Source organism: Acinetobacter sp. CFCC 10889 (assembly GCF_003268395.1).
Lineage (GTDB): Bacteria > Pseudomonadota > Gammaproteobacteria > Pseudomonadales > Moraxellaceae > Acinetobacter.
Genome location: NZ_LQXQ01000057.1, coordinates 1 through 21,009, shown reverse-complemented (window position 1 = coordinate 21,009; position 21,009 = coordinate 1). Strand labels below are relative to the sequence as shown.

Below are 21,009 nucleotides of genomic sequence, written 5' to 3'. Positions count from 1 at the left end.
TTCATTCACAGCAACTGGTTGATGCGCGCGGTCGAATTGATCAAGCCAAAATTGATTATGCAGAAAGCTTGAGTTTACTATTGCTGAATTCGCATCAGTTATGGCCTTTACATGAGGATCATCAGGCAGAGTAAAATAGTAGAGTGCTGATATATCAATGCTTTGTATGATTATTATTCGGTTGGTGTTTTATCTTCCTTGGGCCAGAGTACCTGCCGCTTTCACAGAAATAAATATAGGCTTGTAAGTAGCAGAATGAGAGGGTAGCTCAGACGTGAGAATATTGTTAGTTGAAGACGATGCCTTACTGGCTAAGGCGACAGCACGGGGCTTAGACCATGCAAATTTTGTGGTCGATATCGCCACCACAGCAGAGCAAGCCTATCATTTTTTGGCGAGTTATGATTATCAGTTTATTTTGCTTGATTTAGGTTTGCCGGACCGGAATGGGGTGGAAGTTTTAAAGTCACTGCGCCGTAAAAAGAATAAAGTAGGCGTTATTATTCTGACTGCTCAGGATAAAATTCAGGAGCGTATTTCAGGTTTGGATGCAGGAGCAGATGATTTTGTAGTTAAGCCATATGATTTGTATGAAGTCATTGCACGGATTCAAGCAGTATTGCGCCGTATTTCAGGTGAAGTGAGTGATTTGATTCAGATTGGCAATATTGCAGTTAATAAAGCGACCAAACAGGTACTGAGAGATCAAACTGAAGTTGAATTAACTCAGAAAGAATTTCACTTGCTGGAACTCTTTATCCTTAACCGTGGCCGGATTATTTCACGGGAGAGCATAGAAAACTCATTTTATGCCTATGATGCGGATGTAAGCAGTAATGTGATCCAGGTCTATATTCATAATTTACGGCGCAAGCTTGGGAAAAACATTGTCCGTACAGTGCAGGGTTTTGGCTATATTATGGATGAAAATTATTAATGGCCAATTTCATTCGCAGTTATTCACTGACCAGACGTCTATCATTTATTTTAATGGTCATCACCGCCAGTGTGTGGGTGGGTAGTTTAGGTTGTATTTACTGGGGAATGCAGCGTACCGCGAATAATATTTTTGATAAATCACTGGCTGAAACAGCCCATGCTTTACTTTCGACTACTTCAAGTTCACTGGCGGGGCGAATCCCGGATCATACGGTCATCGAGAAAGCTCAAGGGGAGCATTATAATCAGATTATATTCCAGATCTGGCATCGTAATGGCAAGTTGATTTATCGTTCGGTTGGCATTGGCACACATCCGTTTGTCCAGCAAGCCAACTTTGGCTGGATTCAGATTCGTAATAAAACCTATCGCAGTTATTCGGTTTGGGACAGCACCCACACTATACAAGTACAAATTGCACAGGTTTGGACGATCCGTCAGGATATTCAGAGAGATATGTTGTTATTTTTAATAGGGATTTCAGCATTTTTTTTACCATTACTGTCCTGGCTGATTTTACAGACCATACGCAGCCATCTTTCTACTGTGTTCAGCATCAGTCAAAACTTGGAAAAGCAGTCGATTGAGCATTTAAAACCTATTAATCTTGTCGTACCCAAAGAAATCGAACCTTTGGTGAATTCATTAAATACATTATTGAGTGAAATTGCAGAAAGTTTGCAACGTGAAAAACGTTTCACCTCAAATGCAGCTCATGAGTTACGTACACCTCTAGCTGCGATCCGCCTGCATGCACAAGTTTTGCAGAGCGCACGTTCTACCGAGGAGGCGCGAGAAGCAACTGAGGACATCATGATTGGCATTGATAAGGCCTCGCGAATGATTACGCAGTTACTAACCTTGGCACGGATTGAACCCAATGCTCATCAAGCTCAAGGCTCGGTTGATCTCGTTAATGTGATTCAAAGTACCCTTGCGATGATGGATTTTCAGCTTCGTCAGGCAAAGATTGACTTACAGTTACAACTGGAGTCGGCCCTGGTCATGGCACAAATGGATCAATTGGAAATTATGCTCCGTAATCTTTTAGAGAATGCCATCATCTATCGTAGTTATGAACGCCCGTGTGTCATAAAAATCAGTTGTGGCTGTGTTAAAAATTATAGCTTTGTGCAGATTGAGGATAATGGAATTGGTTTGGATGAAGCACAAATACCGCTGATTTTCCAAAGATTCTATAGGGTGAATCAGAACAGTGTCATTATTGGTAGTGGTCTCGGCTTATCGATTGTTAAGCAAATTGTCGATTTATATCACGGAAAAGTTGAGTTACGTCGGACAAATGCTATTGGTGGTCTTATGGTTAGGATTGAATTTAACCAGCAGAACTAAATAATGACGCTATTTAATGGGCTGAGAACTAGTTTTCAAAATTGAAGATTGGGGTGCCATAACTACTTATGGCTATATAGCGACAGAGGTAAAAAAGCCTACTGTCCTACACTCATATATTGCAGCATAAGTCTGATAAAAGCAGTAATATAACTTATGCCACTTAAAGTGAGGGTGATATTAGAGTCTGTAACTCATTTTGTGTAAGTCCGATTTTTTATAAATGATCATTTAATCAACCATCGAAATGAATAGTAAATCAATTCATTGCTTAAAGTCATGAGTAGTAATGCCACATAAGATTGGCAATGTCTATTTCTTAGCAGGATTTAATGTTACGAAGTAAATTACTTCTTTCTTCACAGAATCATCGGAAGAAAAGATTTTTCTTTTCTTGATTGACGGATCACACTATTCAATGACTCATTTGTATAAATTGTATGATGTACTTTAGCAGGATAGCTAATGTCTCCTCTGATACAATGGTTTTCCCTGAAGGTAGTATATGTCACAAATTCACCAATCTTTACATAATGTAAAAGTCTTTTGGAAGCACAATAAGGGTTCATCAGATACTTAAAATAGCGTCCAGTAATTATCCAGTCTTTAATAAAACTTTCTCTATCTCTAAAATCAAATTTTTTTCTAAAAGTGATTTATGTAAATCTTTTTCTGTGAGCAATTGAGAATGAATAAAGCGTAAATCATCTTGGGACAATGTATCCCATTGATTAGGCTTTAAGTATTCTGATTTTTGGGGTATTAATTTAACAATATCACTTGATGAATAGCTATCAGCAGATAATAAGTTAAAAATAATTGGAATAATCTGTTGGCGTGAAGCTGTCGGCTGCTCTTGATATGCAGTCTTGATACATTCGATCAGGTGTTGGGGCTTATATTCATCTTTGAACATAGTATAAATACGACGCTCATCCTCAGTAACCAATTGTCTAAAAAAATCTTCTGATGATTTATCAACAGGTATACTTTTGATTTTTTGTTGAAGATCAAAAATTTTACGATCCATATCAGGGATAACTAAATCAGAATAGCGTGAAATTTTCTCAATATTTCCTGATCGTAATGCATCTAGCATGGGGTGTACAGGTTTCAATTCTTCATTATAAATTTGTTGCAGCAGCTTAGATGTAATTCGTTCCTTATTTGTTGCAATAGCTCTTAATTGGGCAAGAACAAATAACTTAACTACAATATCAATAATGCCTTGGCTCAAGTCATACCAAATATGTCGAATATCATCTGATAGGAACTCATCTCTTTGGTTAAGTAATTGCTGTTTCCAAAGCTTATCTGTAAAAGCTATCCATTCAGGGTTAAGCTGATTATCAATGTATTCTTGTAATGGCTCCCAGAAAATAGCTCCAAAACCAGCTCCTCTACGTGCTGAGCGAAAGTCAGCCTCAAAAATTTCTCTGGCTTTAGGTGTACCAATTAACATGATAGGTACACCAATAGTATTTACCATTGTGACAAAGAAATTTAACATCTCTTGAGGGCCACCAGATTTTGAGCGACTTAAATGCTGGATCTCATCAATGACCAATAGCCCTAATGCATGAGCATTCGCTAGTTGTGACATTTTAGTGAGTAATGCCTGAATGTTGTAGCGTTTTAGCCCATATTGCTTCTCATATTGAGTATCAAGGACTTGATCTAATGCTCGGAAGAAATTTAAGCAAATTTCTTTTAAGGAACCATTATGTGAACAATCAATTTTTAGGTAAACGACTTGCTCAATATTTAGATCAGGGTGATAAATAACTTGAGGATAGGCTGAAAGAGTTCTAATTAATGACGTCGTTTTTCCGTATCCAGAACAGCCAATCAGAACCATACTTTGAGCTGTTGATTTCACACTTTCAAATCTAAAAGCTTGAAGATCACCTTTCTGTATGCGCTCGTATCCGTTTTGTAGGTGTTTTTGAAGATCACCTGTACGTGGATTCCTTCCGACATACCCTCCACGAATCATCAATGAGATTCTTTCTGTTAAAAGGATGTGGTTATTAAGTGGTTGGAAAAACTCATCACTAAGACGAGCAATTGAATGGGAGCGGACGACTCGTGGGGCATTGAGATCTTGAAGAGAAGGGTCTGAACTAGATCTTAAATGACGAGTCTGAGTATAAGCTTCCAGTAAAGGAGGTAAAGCTTCAATGAATGGGTTGCCCTTATAGGCAGGAACACCTGTATCTTGGTAAACAGCTTGAACTTTTAACGGATGCATGAAAATTTACTCCTCATCATCACTGAATAGTCCAGGAGAGAATGGGAGACTATAGTCATCATCTTCTACTGATTTATTAAACTTTATAATATTAGCCATTTGTTGACTTTCTGGTAAAGGTGTTAAATTAGTTTTTTGCCTTTGTTCCTTTTTATTGGCTCGAATTTGGCTAATTCTTTCACGGCTTGATTGAGTTGATTTAGGAGTTTGCTTTTTGGCGTTATCAATGATTGCCTGAACTGATCTTTTAAAGGCGATACTGTGTGGAGTTTCTGCATGTTTAGCATTCGCTTGCGCATATTTCTCAAGATATTGCTTATCCCAAACCTCCGAGAAACTCATATTTGCATAAGCACGACTCCGAATATTTAAGGAACAAGTCCAATAGGATTGGCTAGCAGAATTTGGGAAAAGATAGATTTTATTTGTGTTTTGAAGATCATATGCTGCTTTTAGGTTCTGAGGACGTTGTATTTCATCACTACGATGTAACCAGCCTTCTCGTAAGACTTCACTACTATTGTAATACAATCCCCATGCATTGATTCCTAGTGGAGAGATTGAAACTTTAGTCCGTGGCAATAATGAAACTCGAAACTGTTCAGCATCAACTGTACGGAGCTTGCCCATACGGTTCTGAATTCCCCAATTCCAAAGGTGAAGTGGAATAGATGGAATATCTTCAGGGATGTCCTCATCTCGATCATATTTTTCTAGAACATGATGATTGTTACGAAATAGAATCGCCTGAATAATAATTTGAGTGAATTCTTTTAGGGTAAGTGCTGCTTCAAGTCTATAATCAGATTCGCCATGTTTCTTAATCCGATGACCTTGAACAATACCTGGAGCATAGGGTTTAAATTCAGCTTGAATAGTACGAAAGCAGCTTTCTACAACTGCTTTGGTATCTCCTCTTCTTGGTGGAGCTGTTTCTAAACGCACATTATAGCCATTGGTCAGAGTTTCAGCTTGTTCACTCAACATTTCTGCTCGGTCAGCAAGAATTGCACTTGGTAAACCAACAGTCGGCCACTCATCTTCAGATATTTCGATATCAAACTCTTTGCAAAGAACAACTTTACTACTACATGCAACAGATACAGTTTGCATAGCGATTGCATATGAAGGGTTATCAACACCGACATAAAAACCAGCGATCATACGACTAAAGACATCACTTATGCTATAAAAGGTCGGTCTACCTATAATCTTGGTCCGATCATCATCTGCAACTAAATAAATATCAGCAATCGTTGCATCAATTTCATAACGACTACCAGGTCCAAGTACACTTGATGTGCTTGTTGCAGATAAGGGACGCTTATCCTTTTTAAAATCAGTAGGATTTGTTTGAGCTTCGATAAGTTGGGGTTTTGTGTATTCTCGATGATAAAAATACCGGAATTGCCTTAAAGTTGGATAATTCTTGCTATCTTCTTTGGGGTAGTACTGTTCATATAAGCTTTGGAACTTTTGATACGCTTCAGTTGTTTTGAGTGGACTATTTACGAGTAGATATTTAGAGATCGTCAATCTAAATAGTCTTTCTATTTCAAGGGTAATTTGACAACCTTCACCATCACCAAATTGACGTTTACGTCCATTTTTCTTGGTGTTAATTTCTGTCCGAGTTTTACCGGGGGCACCACTATTTTTATAATCTGGCAATAGCGCGTTGGGAATTTGTCCTCTTTGCCAATATTTTCGCAGATATTTATAAATCGTTGGTTTAGACACCAAACCAGAAGACTCAATTTTATGAATTAAAGTTGCCCGAATTGATGGTTCATAGTGGTTCGGTTCTTAGATAATTTCTCTTATAAGATTGAAAGCCTTGTCTCTTTTGATAAAGGCAATGGAGTCTAAAGCAGGTTCTTCTAAAATCAAATTGACAAAAGGGTCTTTAGCGCGTGTTAAGCGTTCATTATCTAAGTATTCAGAAAGAGCTTCTTCTCTCACTACTTCAGGTAAAGCATTCTTTTTATTGATCTGAATCCAGAATATATCTCCAAAATTAATAAAAAGAATACGGTAAAGTTGATCATCAAATTTAAGAACCTCATTGATTTGCCACATTGAGGAATCCTTCTACAAGTTGATGTTGATAGAATGTGATATCTTTTACTCTTAATTCTTTGAATTTCTGGGTAATATCAAATTTGATTAGGCGATGGGCCATAAGTTGTTTTAGGTCAGCCAAGGATTGACCAAGGTCTTGTTGATATTCTCGATCAATAGATTTACAGACATCAGATAGTTTCATTTGTAGGTGTTTTTGGCAGAAAAATTCAAAATTACTCAAAGCATTAAGCAGTTGGTCATAATCGTGCATATCTGTCTGAGATGAATAAAGCCATTTGATATTATCAAGTACAGTTGGATTCAGCTCTTTTTCAGTAATGATGTACCAAGGAATTTCCTTGCTCGCCCAATAACGCCTTTCGATTTCTAATTTCTCAATAGTTCTAGGATTTTTGAGTTCTGATAAAGGTTTGACCTGAATAACAAATTGTTTATGGGATGAGCTATCTACTAAAAAATCCGAAGTCATTACCTGATTGATGCCACGAATATTAGGATGTCTAATGCCATTATTAGAGGAAATCTCAATGGTTTCATCTCGTAGTAGAGGGTATTGCTCGCGTATATCTTGTACATGACCCATCCAGTCTAAAGTTAAAAAGACGCCAAGCTCCAAGTTGGATAGCAGATGATGGGTGCGTTTGGTTTTAAATGAGTAGATACGATGGGATAGACCTTGGGATGGCACTTCATGAATTCTTAGCCAAGGTTTATAGTTAGCACCTGAACCTTGTCCACGTCCTTCTTTGATTCGTTTAGCAATCTGTATCTCGGTTAAGCCATTCAGAGATTTAGCCATTAAAAAGCCCAGTATACTTTTTAATCAGTATACTTGGGCTTTTTATAGTTAACAACTATTTTGTGTAGTTAATAACTTTAATGTCATAGTTAGCAACTGTTTTGTATAGTTAATAACTATTTTGTCTGACCACAAGCCTTTTCAAGTATTTTGTGAATTATTCCACAGTCACTGATTTTGCTAAATTACGTGGTTGATCGACATCCGTACCACGTAAAACTGCGACATGGTAAGATAAAAGCTGTACAGGAATACTATACACAATCGGTGCTAACCAATTATTGGTCGTTGGAATATGTACCACATGTTGGCGATCTTTGCCCGTGATACCGCTATTTTCATCTGCAAAAACAAAAAGTTCACCGCCACGTGCTTGAACTTCTTCCATATTAGATTTTAATTTATCTAACATGTCATCATGCGGTGCAAGAATAACTACAGGCATATCATTATCCACTAAAGCAAGTGGGCCATGTTTCAGTTCACCTGCAGCATAACCCTCAGCATGAATATATGAAATTTCTTTTAATTTCAATGCACCTTCAAGCGCAATTGGATACTCTGTACCACGACCCAAGAATAAGCAATGTTGCTTCTCTTTAAACAATTCTGACAAGCGTAAAATGGCTTTATCACCCTGTAAAGTATCTAAAATAACTTTCGGAGTGTGCCATAAAGCTGCGGTAATTTCTGCCATATTTTCAGCAGAAATTGAATTTTTTACTTGACCAATTTTTAAAATGAGCAACATTAATGCAGCAAGTTGTGTAGTAAATGCTTTGGTTGAAGCAACACCAATCTCAGGTCCTGCAAGGGTCAAAAGGTGATGATTGGTTTCACGTACCATAGATGATGTTGCAACATTACAAATGGTCATGGTGCTGATATTGAGATTTTTGGCAGCAGCACGTTTTTGTGTGTCACGTAATGCGGCTAAAGTATCTGCCGTTTCGCCTGATTGTGAAATACATACATAAAGTGTTTTGTCGACGATCACAGGTGAACGATAACGGAATTCACTGGCAATTTCGACTTGACACGGTAAGTCAATCAGTTGTTCAAACCAATATTTGGCAATCATCCCAGCATGGTAACTGGTACCGCAGGCAATTATTTGAATTTGTTGAATATTGTTAAAATCAACTTCTGCCTTTTTAAGGAAATCATCACGTAATGCATTGCCATTCAGTGCTTGAGAAATGGTTTGTTGAATCGCTTCAGGTTGTTCATAAATTTCTTTGAGCATGTAGTGTTTATATTCGCCTTTTGATGCATTACTCACTGCGGCATCCAACTCTTTTACTGGGCGATTCACCAATTCACCATTTACAAATATTTCGATGCTATTACGTGTTAAACGTGCAATATCACCTTCTTCAAGGTAGATGAAACGGTTAGTGATGGGTAAAAGAGCCAATTGGTCAGAACTGATAAAATTTTCACCAATACCAACACCAATAACAAGAGGAGAACCTTCACGAACGGTGATGAGTTCATCAGGATGTGCGGTATGGACAATTCCAAGTGCATAAGCACCTTTGAGTTGAGGCACAATACTTTCAACAGCTTTTAATAAATCAGGAATCGTTTTGAGTGCTTCATGTACCAAATGTGCAACCACTTCTGTATCAGTTTGTGAAGTGAATACATAGCCCAAAGCTTCAAGATTATCTTTAAGCTCTTGATAATTTTCGATAATACCATTATGTACAACAGCAACATCACCTGAAATATGCGGATGTGCATTATTTTCAGTCGGTTTACCATGTGTTGCCCAACGCGTATGTGCAATCCCTAAAGAACCAATGAGATCTGATTCAGAAACCGCTTGTTCAAGGTTTGCAACTTTACCGACACGACGTTCACGTAAAATTTGACCTTGGTCAACCAATGCAACACCTGCAGAGTCATAACCACGGTATTCAAGGCGCTTTAGACCTTCGATTAAAATATTTGTAATGCTACGTTCAGCAACGCCACCAACAATTCCGCACATAGTTATATCCTCTTATTTCGTAGTCTTTTGGGGACGTTGATAATTTTCTTTAGAAATTTGTTTCGCACGTTCAAATGCAAGACTATTGTCCGCCACATCATGGGTAATCACTGAGCCTGCACCTGTTGTTGCACCATTGCCAATTTTTACAGGGGCAACCAATGAGTTATTGGTACCAACAAAGGCATTGTCACCAATAATGGTTTTATGTTTATTGGCACCATCATAGTTACAGGTAATCGTTCCTGCACCAATGTTTGATTCTGCTCCGATTTCTGCATCACCTAAGTAGGCAAAATGGTTGGCTTTTGATGCAAAACCGATAGCAGTATTTTTTACTTCTACAAAGTTACCGATATGTACTTCATTTGCTAGTTTCGCACCTGGACGTAAACGGGCAAATGGACCGATTTGGACATTTTCACCGACAACAGCATTGTCAAACACGCTATACGGTTGGACCTTGGTACCTGCAGCAATTTTGGTATTTTTAATTATACAGCCTGCGCCAATTTCAACATTGTCACCAAATTCACAAACACCTTCGATAATGACATTGATGTCAATCCGCACATCTTGTCCTGCAATGAGTTGACCACGTAGGTCAAAACGATGCGGGTCAATAATATGCACGCCTTGTTGCATGAGTAATTTTGCTTGGTGATTTTGATATTCACCTTCTAAAGCTGCCAATTGTACACGGTCATTGACGCCTTCAACTTCAAAAGCAAGTTCAGGTTGAATGGATGCAATTTCCATCCCATCTGCCAAAGCCATTGCCACGATATCCGTTAGATAATATTCACCTTGCGCATTATCATTGCTGAGTTTAGGCAACCATTCATGCAATTTGGCATTGCTGACACAGTAGATCCCTGTATTGATTTCTTTAATTTGACGTTGTTCTTCTGAAGCATCTTTATGTTCAACAATGGCTTGAATTTTACCATCTTTGCGTACAATACGACCGTAACCTGTCGAATCATCCAAGGTTAAAGTCACCAGACCAATACCTGTTGCAGTAGAGGCATCGACTAATTTTTGTAGGGTGCTTTGTTGTACACAAGGTACATCACCCGACAAAATCAGTGAAATTCCATCTTGAGGTAATACAGGTAGAGTGACTTTAACAGCATGCCCTGTACCGAGTTGCTCAGTTTGTTCAACCCATTCTACATTTTCATTGGCAAAGGCATTTTGAACTAAATCACCGCCGTGACCAAAGATTGTTATAATATTTTTTGCTTGTAATTGTTTTGCTGTTTCAATCACATGACCCAATAAAGGATGTCCTGCCAAAGGTTGAAGTACCTTAGGTAAGCGGGAACGCATACGTGTTCCTTTACCTGCCGCAAGAATGATCACAGTTGTCGACATATCACACCTAACAGATTGGCTTAAGCCATTTTAAAATATAAATAAATGAGTATACACAAGGCTGCCCAAAAGCCTGCGATGATGTCATCAAACATGATGCCAAAGCCGCCATCGACTTTTTGATCAATGACACGGATTGGCCAAGGTTTCCAGACATCAAATAAACGGAACAACGCAAAACCGATCAATACCCAAATCCAACTCATTTGTCCAAAATAAATGAGCGGAAGAAAGGTGATAGATTGTCCTGCAAATTCATCCCAAACAATACGCCCATCATCATGCACATGAATGATGTCAGCAGTTTTGCCACAAATCCAAATCCCGACCAATGACATGATCGTCATCACTACAACTGACGCATAAAAGCCAAGGGTGAGCCAAATTGGGATAAATAATAAGGCAAATGCTGAACCAAAGGTTCCAGGGGCTTTGGGTGCTAAACCTGAGCCAAAACCAACACCACAGAACACAATAAAGCGTTCAGACCATGTCATATTTTTAAAGACAATAGGAGGTTTATGCAAAGTGTTGATATCCATGAAAGTGAAGAGGATGATCTAAGCCATCTTTTTCAAAAGTGAGTCCATGCTGTGCCTTAATTTTCCCGATGATTGTAGTCTTAACATTGGGTTGTAATTGCAAAAGTTTTTGATAGTTTTGCTGGCTTATTGTAAAGCATAATTCGTAGTCATCGCCACCCGAAAGCGCATATTTCCATTGTTTTTCAGATGGTAAAGTGTGAATAGTCTCGCTTAACGGCAGTTGGTCAAGATATAAAGTCGCCCCAACGTTTGAAGCATCCAAGATATGTCCCAAATCCTGGGCTAAACCATCGGATATATCAAGCATACTATGGGCAAGGTTTTTCAGTAATATGCCAAGTTCACAACGCGGTGTTGGATAATCTAACCGTTGTTGTAAAGAATGTCCGATATGCTCCAATGCGAAAGCAGCATCGCCTACAGTACCACTGACGACAACTAGATCATCGACTTGCGCACCTGAGCGTAAAATGGCTTTGCCTGTGTCGATCCAACCAAGAGCAGTCACGGTAATGGTTAAATGAGGGCTTTGTGTGGTATCACCACCAATTAAGCGTACACCAAATTGATCGCAACAATCATATAAACCCTGACTAAAGCCTTTTAGCCAGTCATGATCAATTTGGGGTAGGCTCAATGCAAGAAGAATACTATGTGGTTTAGCACCCATTGCGGCAATATCTGAGAGATTGACAGCAACAGATTTCCAACCAATCGCATGGGCAGAAGTATTTAAAGGAAAATGTCGACCTGCAACCAATGTATCTGTACAGATGACTAATTGTTGCTGTGGGGGAGGAGAGAGCAGTGCTGAGTCATCACCGACACCTAGATCTACATCATAAGATTGACGGTTAAAATAAGTGTCGATAATTGAAAACTCAGCCATAGCCGCAAGTTATTTCGCTTGTTGCTTTTCTGCTGCACGTAGGCTGGTTGCTAAACGGTCTAATACACCATTAATGTATTTGTGACTGTCTGCACCACCGAAGTGTTTTGCCAGCTCAATTGCTTCATCTAAAACAACGCGATACGGAACTTCGAGATGATCTTTTAGCTCATATGCGCCTAAACGCAACGTTGCACGTTCAACACCATCCAGTGCTTCAATCTCACGATCAAGAACTGGAACGAGTAAAGCATCCAATGCTTCATGGTTGGCAATCACTTGTGTGAGCAACTCATGATAATAGCCGAGATCCACTTTATGCATCGCATTGTCAGCACGAGTACGTGCTTCAATTTCATGCACAGGGTTGTGGCTCATTTGCCATTCATAAATCCCTTGTACAGCAAAACGACGTGCTTTACGTTTTGCTGCATAAGTAGCTTGGAGTGTTTGCGACATGCTTTAAATTGCCTTTAACAGGTTAACCATTTCAATTGCAGTAAGGGCAGCTTCACCACCTTTATTACCTGCTTTTGTACCAGAGCGTTCAATCGCCTGTTCAATACTGTCCGTAGTCAATACACCGTTGATCACAGGTAGACCCGTATCTAAACCAACTACGCCTAAACCTTTAGCGCATTCACCTGCAACAAAGTCGAAATGTGGTGTACTACCACGAATCACTGCGCCAAGTGCGATCACAGCATCAAATTTACCAGAAGCAGCCAATTTTTTAGCCACGACTGGAAGTTCCCAAGCGCCAGGTGCATGAACGACAGTAATATTATCATCGCTAACACCATGACGATGCAATGTATCAATTGCACCTTCTAGTAAATGTTCAACAACAAAGCTGTTAAAACGACCAACTAAAATCGCGTAACGGTCTTCGCTCGCGAGATGTAACAAACCTTCAATTCGGCGAATCGCCATAGCAACCTCAATGATTTAACAGATGAATATCGAATAAAAGTAGAATGGTTTAGGCTTGATCAGCGGTAATGTATTCTACCACTTCTAAGTTAAAACCTGATAATGCATTAAAACGTAATGGTGAGCTGAGCAATTTCATTTTCTCAACACCAAGATCACGTAAAATTTGTGCTCCAACACCAATCGTTTGATATTGCTGAGAAAGTGCAGCATTCGATTTGGTTGGCTTTGGCTTAGTTAAGGCTTCTAACGCAGGACCTAAATCAGACAAATGACGTTGACCAATCCACACCAAAACACCACGTTCACTGTGTGCAATGGTTTTCAATGCTTTGTCCAAGTTCCATGCAGCTTCACCATCTTTTTTGTTGAGTTTCAACAAGTCTCGCGCAGGATTAAAGCCATGCACACGTACAGTGGTTACACCGTCTTTTGGTTCACCTTTCACTAATGCTAGGTGAATATCGGGATTACCAATTTCACGATAACGATGCAAATTAAATGTACCGTATTCAGTTTCAATTTCTTGTTGATCTAAATGCTCAACGGTTTGCTCATTGGTCATCCGATAATGAATCAGATCAGCAATGGTGCCCATTTTAATGCCATGCTTTTCGGCAAATACTTCTAGGTCAGGACGACGAGCCATCGTGCCATCTTCATTGATAATTTCACAAATTACAGATGCAGGTTCAAGTCCTGCTAAGCGTGCTAAGTCACAGCCTGCCTCAGTATGACCTGCACGGTGCAGTACACCACCTGGTTGCGCCATCAATGGGAAAATATGACCAGGTTGAACAATATCTGTTGGTTTAGCATGTGCTGCAACCGCAGTTTGAATGGTATGCGCACGTTCCGCAGCAGAAATACCTGTCGTAATGCCTTCAGCAGCTTCGATGGACAAAGTAAAGTTTGTACCGTGCTGTGCACCATTGCTATCAACCATTAAAGGGAGATCCAATTGTTTACAGCGGTCACGACTTAAAGTTAGACAGACCAGCCCACGTGCATGGGTGATCATAAAGTTGATGTCTTCAGGGCGTACATGGGTTGCAGCAATGACGAGATCACCTTCATTTTCACGATCTTCATCATCCATCAAGATAACCATTTTTCCTGCACGGATATCTGCTACAAGCTCTTCAACAGTATTGAGCGGCATCAAGCTTCACCTTTTTTATCTGTCTATGTGACATTTTCATTTAATTCATTGTGACATAGTCTACCGTGTTTTGTGGTGGTTTGCCTATGCTTATCACATTCCTTTGGGAAACATAGTTATACACAAGGCTATAGGGAAATGAAAAGCATGTGCTGTTATTTTTATGGCAATTTCGCTTAATCTTTCAACATTTGTTTAGCTAAATTTTATCTTTTATCTCTGAAAAAATGTATATGCGTAAAAAAAGCACCTTGTAAATCAAAGTGCTTTTATGGAATAACAATATTAAAGTTGCATCTGAAAGCATTTTAGGATGCTGAGATTGGGTTTACCTCATGAGGTGTAACACTTTTCTTTTTACCCTTTAAAATTTCAGTGCGAATGTTTTGTGCAAGTTCGGCTGACTCAGCATTCATTCCATTGATCATGAAGGCATGGCGTGTCAGGACATTGGTTGGATTTGGCATAGAAACCAATTGGTAATTTTCACCAATTTGTTTGAGTAGGTCATTACTTAAATACAATGCCATTTCTTTAGCAATCAAATGATGGGTTAAACGATCCGCTGCTTGCATCGCATCAAGTTGCATCGCCTCAACATCTGTAGTGACAGCACAACGTGTTTGTAATACAAAACGTTTGTCTTCACGGTAACGCTTATATAAAACATCAGATAAAAGTTGGAACACAGAACCAATCATTAAAATACAATGCGCTGCACTTGGTTTGTCCGCAGCCACAGTGACTAAAGAACCTTGTTGATTAAATTCTTGATGTATTACAAAGTCTTTAGAATTAAGTTTGAAATGCTGTGCTGATAATTCAATGCTTTTATTTAAGAAAATTTGGCATAAATTAAAATATGGTACAGATACAGATTGGTTGACCGTATTCATTAACTGTTTCGGGTCGTAATATTGGATATTTAAAGCAATCGCAGCTTGTTCTTTGTTAAATTCAACAGGTAACTCAACTTTTAATGGTTTTGGTTTCACTTGTTGTTTTGCTTGCGCAATGGCTAAGGTTTTATCCGCTTTTTCAGCTTCTAAAGCTTCCATGAGTTGTTGAATTTCATGTTTTAAGCGAGCTTCTTTATTTAAACGAGCTAAAAATTCACTGCGTGTTGGACGAGCAATCGCACGATAAGCCAGCCAAATCAACGCATGTAGAATGAATGAAAATAAAATCGCTAACCATTGTGTTCTTAAAATCTCACCAATACTGGGTTTGATCAGTGTAATTTCGATACTACCGACTTTTTTCTCATTTTGTAGTGCGTCACGGACAAAGACTTCACCTTGACGAGTTTTTGCCAAGCCACTGGTTGCAAGCACTTGTTTTTGTGAATCTAAAATACGAATCGATGCTACGCTTGGATTGGTCGCATAGCGATTTGCCAACAGCGCCAAAGAGACTGTATTGGCAGGTTCAAGCTCTGTAAGACTGTCTGCAACCAATTGACTGGTCATGAGTTGACCTTGGCTTGCACGGTTCTCATTGAGTTGATGAGTGGTTGCAACTACCAATAAAAAGGTATGTAAAGCAAAACTTATAATCAGTAGGCTAGCAAATAGCCCTTGTCTCGGCGCATTCAACTTAAACTTCCAAAGAAAAAATATTCGATTTCGATTATGATTCTAACAATAGTTGTAGCTCAGACCCGAGTCAATTCATGCGAGAAATCATTCTTATATCATTTTTAGGACCTGACCAACCCAATCAGTTTACTCGATTAATGCAAGTGTTGTCCGTACATTCTTTGCAAATATTGGATGTAGGGCAGGCAGTTATTCATAACCAGTTGACTTTAGGGATCGTGGTTTCGTCAGATGACCAAACCGCCACGGCTTTAGCCATGAAAGATATCCTTATTTTAGCACACGATATCGGATTAACCGTTCGTTTTAAACCGATTGCAGGTGCGGAATATGATCAATGGGTGAGTGAAGGTGGCAGAACCCGTTATATTGTAACGGCTCTAGCACCTGAACTGACTGCTGCACATTTACAAGCAGTAACAAATATTGTGTCTGGTCAAGGTTTCAACATCGAAACTGTTACTCGACTTTCAGGTCGACCAGAGCGAAATGGACAGGAAAGTGAACCCAAACGTTCATGTGTCCAGTTTGGTTTAAGTGGACAAATGCTTGATGCTGCCGCAATGCGTGCTGCATGTTTGCGTTTATCTGCGGAGTCGAGCATTGATGTTGCTGTACAAGAAGACAACGCTTACCGCCGTAATCGTCGTTTAGTGTGTTTTGACATGGACTCTACATTGATTGAGCAAGAAGTGATTGATGAACTTGCCATCGAAGCAGGAGTGGGGGATCAAGTTGCTGAAATTACTGAACGTGCAATGCAAGGTGAGCTTGATTTTCAACAAAGTTTCCGTGCCCGTGTTGCTTTACTTAAAGGCTTAGATGCTTCTGTTCTTCCTAAAATTGCAGAACGTTTAACAGTCACTGAAGGTGCTGAGCGTTTGATTAAAACGCTGAAATCACTCGGTTATAAAACTGCGATTTTGTCAGGTGGTTTCCAGTATTTTGCTGAATATTTACAAGCAAAATTAGGTATTGATGAAGTACATGCAAATATCTTGGATGTGCAAGACGGTGTAGTGACAGGTGAAGTCAAAGGTCATATTGTGGATGGTGCACGTAAAGCCTTGTTACTGACGGAATTGGCTGAAAAAATGGGCATTTCCCTTGAACAAGCGATTGCAGTAGGGGATGGTGCAAATGATCTTCCAATGCTTTCGATTGCAGGTTTAGGTGTGGCTTTTCGTGCGAAACCTTTGGTACGCCAAAATGCCAATCAAGCGATTTCAAGTGTTGGTTTAGATGGTGTTTTATATCTATTAGGTGTGCATGATAAAGATTTAAATCGTGCTTAATTTACCAATTTAAAATATGTCAATTTTATGAAAAAGAGCAGCACAAAGTTGCTCTTTTTTGATTGAAAAATAGTGTTTTTTGCTTTGAGTGTAAAAATGATTTCAGCATTTAGATTAGAGATTGAGCAGATAGAAAAAAGTTATTTTTATGGAAAAGTATCATTGTATTTTTTTGTAATGACACGTGAGGACAGGCAAGGATTAGCCCGCATGTAAAATTGAAAATAAAAAAATGTAATGACAAAATAATATCACGACAAAGTGTGTCGCTTTACCTAAAAACAGGTATTTTCTTCTGAAAAAAAATCGCCATAATGCACAATATAAGCTTTGGTAAGATCTCAAAGAATAAATATTGGCTTGAAAGAAATTGTAGTGCATTCCCTTTTTATTTGAATGGTGTGGCTTCATTTTGACGGAGGTTGTTATGGTAACAGCGACATGGGCGACATTGATTGGATTTGGTCTAATTGCCATTGCGTTAGCGACTGTGTTCTTTTCTCCATATCGTCATTGGTTGGGATTTATGCTGGCAGGAATGGTGTTCTGGGGCATATTAGAGACGATACGGTTTAATGTACAAAGTTTTTTTGATTTATCTGTTTCTTATAGTTATTTAACTGCAATTATTGTGGCGATGAGTGCATTAACAGTGTTGTTGTTGCGTGTAGATAAAATGGCACAAAAAGCGATTCAGAATCGACAATATATTGAACATACGCCTGTTTATGAAGATGAATAAAAATAATATTTCATAACAATAACTGACTTTAGCGTTCAACAAAATAATTCAAAAAGACATTTTCAAGGTATATCGAATGATATACCTTTTTTCTGCGTATACTTTTGTTTGAAGCTTTGTCTTGTAGATCGCAAGTTATGCTAGGATGATGAGTAGATTTTTTATATTAAAACAACAGGCTAAAATGTCATGAAACTTTCTTCAATACCCGTTGTAAAGTTACCTATTGTTGATGCAAGTACTGATCCTTTAGATCTTTTGGTACTTGGCTTAGCACTACGTATGAAGCAACTGGCACGCACCAGTCCTAAATTTGTTGAGCTGACCCACGACCGTCAATTCCGTATTGAGATTGGCACAGATACAGGCGTTGCTCGTCAAATCATTGTTAATAATGGTCAAATCGAATCAGTTGCAGGCAATGTTGAAAAAGCTGATTTTATTTTACAGTTTGCGGACAGCGAGCAAGGTGTAAAAACTTTGGTAAAAGGCGATCCAAGTGCATTTATGACAGGCATGCAAAATGGCAGCATTAAGATGGAAGGCGATTTCAGCTTATTGGTATGGTTTAACCAAGTGGCGAAATTGATTCCACCGAAAGTGCCAAAATCTGTCAAAGATAAAATCAAACAGGCTCGTGCTTTTCTGAAAGAAAAAACAGGTCGTTCATTCTAAGAAATTAAAACCCTCGATAAGAGGGTTTTTTTGTGGCTATATTTTGTAATGATTGATCAGAATAAACCTTCAAGTGCTTTATTGGCAGGTCCCTCAATACCCATATAAGCTAGACCGGCAAGTACAGGTATGCTTAGAATGTCATAGGTAACCGTGAGTGGGTAAAAGGGTGCTAAAGCAAGCTTTTTGAGATTATATTGATGGCTTGTGTCGAGTTGATAAAAATCAAAAGTTAATGGTGTTCTAAACTGCTGTGCCAATTGGTGCGTATTTTGAGCTTTTGTTGCTACTGTTAGTTCTACAGTGATGTTTTGTTTGCAGGTTAAATAGCTTTTTTGTTCAATCAATTTTACATGACATTGAAATTGAAATTGTTCCATTTTGGCTTGTTCATTGTCTTTTAAACTCGCCATAGGCTTGATAAAAATAAACATGAGTGTTTGTTTGATTTTATTTTTTTCTATATCAAAAGATAGCTGTTGAATGCTATTGGCTTTTGAAGGATCATCATTCATTTCTTTGGGTGTCGTAAATGCCAAATATTGAGTATCGAGCTGATTAAAAAAATCACGAAATAAGGTTTTTTTAAAGCTATCAGCAGGTTGAATAAGATAACTATATTCTTTGCCTGCCATGGCGATGGCGTATTCGTGGTTTTTGATCGGGGTTGCAGGTATACCATAACTGATAATTTGATCTGAAAAAATTTTCTGCCTTTTTTCTACTGTACTTTGTATAGGGGCTGGACCATGCAAATCATTGATTAATGTCGTCGCACAACCACTCATCAATATGCCCAATGATGCGATGAGGCTGATGTTATAGCATTTATTCTTGTTCATAATGCAATCCTTGTATTTATCGATCTATAACACAAAATATAGGTGAAAAAATACGATAGAGAAAGAACCTATTATTATTCCTGCACACATCACTATGACTGTGTAGAATGAGCAGAGTGCAATGGAAAGTTTAAAAACTCTCCATGATTAGATTTAATTATTCAACTTCCAAATTAAATGTCACGGGTCCATCATTGACCAAATGTACTTTCATATCTGCGGCAAATATACCTGTTTGTACATTGTTAAACTGTGATTGTGCATAGCCAACTAATTGTTCATACAAGGTTTTGGCATCATTTGGTGGCATAGCTGGTCCAAAATCAGGGCGTAAACCTTTTTGGGTTTGTGCCATCAGGGTAAATTGTGAAACCAATAAAATTCCACCATTTGCTTGGCTAACATTCCAGCCCATTTTGCCTTGTTCATCATCAAAAAAGCGATATTTTAAAATTTTATCAATCAGCTTTTTACCTTTTTCTAGATTATCTTCTTTGCCAATACCTAAAAAAACTAAAATGCCTTTTTCAATTTCCCCCGTTGTTTCACCATCAACAACGACTTTGGCTTCTAGAACTCGTTGTAATAACGCACGCATAACTTAACCATGATTGATTTTGAAAATGTGAATATTTTAGCAAACTTCATGATTTTTTGAGGGAAAAGGCGTTGATTTTTGGATGCTTTCAATTCAATATAATGCGATATAGCTTGTTTAAATTTTGTATTTTTAAAATTTTTGTCGTTATTTAAGTCATCGTAATGATGAACTATCAGATAAACTTAAATAATGATGTGATATTCATCATATTTTTAGTGAATTTTTATAATAATTAAATGATAATAAACTTAAAAAGGAATTGTCGTGGAAAATAAAACTGCTCGACTCACCATTTTGATTGATCCGATCAAGAAAAAAGCTTTTGAAGAACTCTGTAACCAACAAGATATTACACCTTCACAAGTTGTGCGCCAACTGATTCGTGAGTACTTACAAGAGCATGGTGTTGAATATGCAACAAAATTAAAAAATAGCCCTACAGATAAAAATGAATGAAATAAAAACTGCCATCACAGACACAGTGATGGCAGTCAAATTTTAAGAAAAATCGAGTTCTTTTTCAAAAGCACGTAATTCATGACGAGCCATTGCGAGATTAGATTTTTGACGATCTAAAACCAAATATAAAAATAATTCATCGTTACGATCTAAAGGGCGTAATAAATGATATTGCTTGCCTAAAGTAATTAAAATATCTTCAATTTTATCATTAAGTTGTAGTGCATTTGCAACTTTACGCTTTGCACGAATGACTTCTGTATTGCCTGCTGCTGCAAGTTCTAAATCTAAACTTGTACCAATCGTTGCAAGCGCTAAACCGCTTGAACTATCAACTAGGGCTGCTGCAATGACCCCATCAATTTCATTTAGTGCATCTAAATTAAGCTTTGACATATAAATTTCCTATTTTAATCCCATTTATTTGAAATATAAAAAGTATTTTTGGATTTTGACATTTTTAAATAC

At 38.3% G+C, this 21,009-nt stretch carries 19 protein-coding genes and 2 pseudogenes; 6 read left to right on the top strand and 15 right to left on the bottom strand.

The annotated features are described in order from the left end of the window. Positions 1-274: 274 nt before the first annotated feature. A complete protein-coding gene (locus tag AVJ19_RS17060; RefSeq protein ID WP_111860832.1) occupies positions 275-937 on the top strand; it encodes a response regulator in 663 nt (220 codons plus the stop codon). Next, positions 937-2,292, top strand: coding sequence for an ATP-binding protein (locus tag AVJ19_RS17055; protein WP_111860831.1), 1,356 nt, complete (start codon positions 937-939; stop codon positions 2,290-2,292). The genes AVJ19_RS17060 and AVJ19_RS17055 overlap by 1 nt, the downstream gene beginning before the upstream one ends. A 315-nt stretch (positions 2,293-2,607) precedes the next feature. On the opposite strand, the pseudogene AVJ19_RS17050 reads toward AVJ19_RS17055, so the two are convergent. The 12 genes and pseudogenes from AVJ19_RS17050 to AVJ19_RS16995 all read right to left on the bottom strand — a co-directional run. Beyond that, positions 2,608-2,825 (bottom strand): annotated as a pseudogene (locus tag AVJ19_RS17050) (IS256 family transposase); the annotation flags it as partial. Positions 2,826-2,887: 62 nt separating this feature from the next. Continuing rightward, positions 2,888-4,543 carry an AAA family ATPase gene (locus AVJ19_RS17045; RefSeq protein WP_111860830.1) on the bottom strand — a complete coding sequence of 552 codons (1,656 nt, stop codon included), beginning with the start codon at positions 4,541-4,543 and terminating at the stop codon, positions 2,888-2,890. A 6-nt stretch (positions 4,544-4,549) separates the two neighbouring features. After that, positions 4,550-6,622: pseudogene (locus AVJ19_RS17040) on the bottom strand (transposase). Further along, positions 6,606-7,427: a TnsA endonuclease N-terminal domain-containing protein gene (locus tag AVJ19_RS17035; RefSeq protein ID WP_111860829.1), complete on the bottom strand. Its 822-nt coding sequence runs from the start codon at positions 7,425-7,427 to the stop codon at positions 6,606-6,608. The pseudogene AVJ19_RS17040 and the gene AVJ19_RS17035 overlap by 17 nt, the downstream one beginning before the upstream one ends. Positions 7,428-7,584: 157 nt before the next feature. Further along, the gene (glmS, locus tag AVJ19_RS17030; protein WP_111860828.1) at positions 7,585-9,423 is read right to left on the bottom strand and encodes a glutamine--fructose-6-phosphate transaminase (isomerizing); all 1,839 of its coding nucleotides are present in this window, start codon (positions 9,421-9,423) and stop codon (positions 7,585-7,587) included. 12 nt (positions 9,424-9,435) lie between these two features. Then, entirely contained in the window at positions 9,436-10,800 is a 1,365-nt protein-coding gene (gene glmU / locus AVJ19_RS17025) for a bifunctional UDP-N-acetylglucosamine diphosphorylase/glucosamine-1-phosphate N-acetyltransferase GlmU (RefSeq protein WP_111860827.1), read from the bottom strand. A gap of 20 nt (positions 10,801-10,820) precedes the next feature. Further along, positions 10,821-11,342 (bottom strand): phosphatidylglycerophosphatase A, encoded by a 522-nt coding sequence (locus AVJ19_RS17020; RefSeq protein WP_111860826.1) that lies wholly within the window; start codon positions 11,340-11,342, stop codon positions 10,821-10,823. Beyond that, the gene (gene thiL / locus AVJ19_RS17015; protein WP_111860825.1) at positions 11,320-12,234 is read right to left on the bottom strand and encodes a thiamine-phosphate kinase; all 915 of its coding nucleotides are present in this window, start codon (positions 12,232-12,234) and stop codon (positions 11,320-11,322) included. The genes AVJ19_RS17020 and thiL overlap by 23 nt, the downstream gene beginning before the upstream one ends. Positions 12,235-12,243: 9 nt before the next feature. Next, the gene (gene nusB, locus AVJ19_RS17010) at positions 12,244-12,693 is read right to left on the bottom strand and encodes a transcription antitermination factor NusB (RefSeq protein ID WP_111860824.1); all 450 of its coding nucleotides are present in this window, start codon (positions 12,691-12,693) and stop codon (positions 12,244-12,246) included. Between the two features lie 3 nt (positions 12,694-12,696). Further along, the gene (gene ribE, locus AVJ19_RS17005; RefSeq protein WP_004718750.1) at positions 12,697-13,167 is read right to left on the bottom strand and encodes a 6,7-dimethyl-8-ribityllumazine synthase; all 471 of its coding nucleotides are present in this window, start codon (positions 13,165-13,167) and stop codon (positions 12,697-12,699) included. Positions 13,168-13,216: 49 nt separating this feature from the next. Then, entirely contained in the window at positions 13,217-14,329 is a 1,113-nt protein-coding gene (ribBA, locus tag AVJ19_RS17000) for a bifunctional 3,4-dihydroxy-2-butanone-4-phosphate synthase/GTP cyclohydrolase II (protein ID WP_111860823.1), read from the bottom strand. 308 nt (positions 14,330-14,637) lie between these two features. Beyond that, a complete protein-coding gene (locus AVJ19_RS16995) occupies positions 14,638-15,924 on the bottom strand; it encodes a hypothetical protein (RefSeq protein ID WP_111860822.1) in 1,287 nt (428 codons plus the stop codon). Positions 15,925-16,001: 77 nt separating this feature from the next. Here AVJ19_RS16995 and serB point away from each other — a divergent pair, with 77 nt between their 5' ends. The 3 genes from serB to AVJ19_RS16980 all read left to right on the top strand — a co-directional run bounded on the left by serB (position 16,002) and on the right by AVJ19_RS16980 (position 18,639). Then, the gene (serB, locus tag AVJ19_RS16990; protein WP_111860821.1) at positions 16,002-17,222 is read left to right on the top strand and encodes a phosphoserine phosphatase SerB; all 1,221 of its coding nucleotides are present in this window, start codon (positions 16,002-16,004) and stop codon (positions 17,220-17,222) included. 427 nt (positions 17,223-17,649) lie between these two features. Continuing rightward, positions 17,650-17,964: a ciprofloxacin tolerance protein AciT gene (aciT, locus tag AVJ19_RS16985; protein ID WP_111860820.1), complete on the top strand. Its 315-nt coding sequence runs from the start codon at positions 17,650-17,652 to the stop codon at positions 17,962-17,964. 189 nt (positions 17,965-18,153) lie between these two features. Then, positions 18,154-18,639, top strand: coding sequence for an SCP-2 sterol transfer family protein (locus tag AVJ19_RS16980; protein ID WP_111860819.1), 486 nt, complete (start codon positions 18,154-18,156; stop codon positions 18,637-18,639). A gap of 56 nt (positions 18,640-18,695) precedes the next feature. On the opposite strand, the gene AVJ19_RS16975 is transcribed toward AVJ19_RS16980, so the two are convergent. Then, positions 18,696-19,481, bottom strand: a complete 786-nt coding sequence (locus tag AVJ19_RS16975) for a hypothetical protein (RefSeq protein WP_162626637.1) — start codon at positions 19,479-19,481, stop codon at positions 18,696-18,698. Positions 19,482-19,638: 157 nt separating this feature from the next. After that, entirely contained in the window at positions 19,639-20,079 is a 441-nt protein-coding gene (gene dtd / locus AVJ19_RS16970; RefSeq protein ID WP_111860817.1) for a D-aminoacyl-tRNA deacylase, read from the bottom strand. 267 nt (positions 20,080-20,346) lie between these two features. Between dtd and AVJ19_RS16965 the strand changes: the two genes are divergently transcribed. Continuing rightward, on the top strand, positions 20,347-20,538 hold the full coding sequence (locus tag AVJ19_RS16965; RefSeq protein ID WP_111860816.1) for a ribbon-helix-helix domain-containing protein: 192 nt from the start codon (positions 20,347-20,349) through the stop codon (positions 20,536-20,538). A 42-nt stretch (positions 20,539-20,580) separates the two neighbouring features. On the opposite strand, the gene AVJ19_RS16960 is transcribed toward AVJ19_RS16965, so the two are convergent. Then, positions 20,581-20,937, bottom strand: a complete 357-nt coding sequence (locus AVJ19_RS16960) for a roadblock/LC7 domain-containing protein (protein WP_111860815.1) — start codon at positions 20,935-20,937, stop codon at positions 20,581-20,583. Positions 20,938-21,009: the final 72 nt, after the last annotated feature.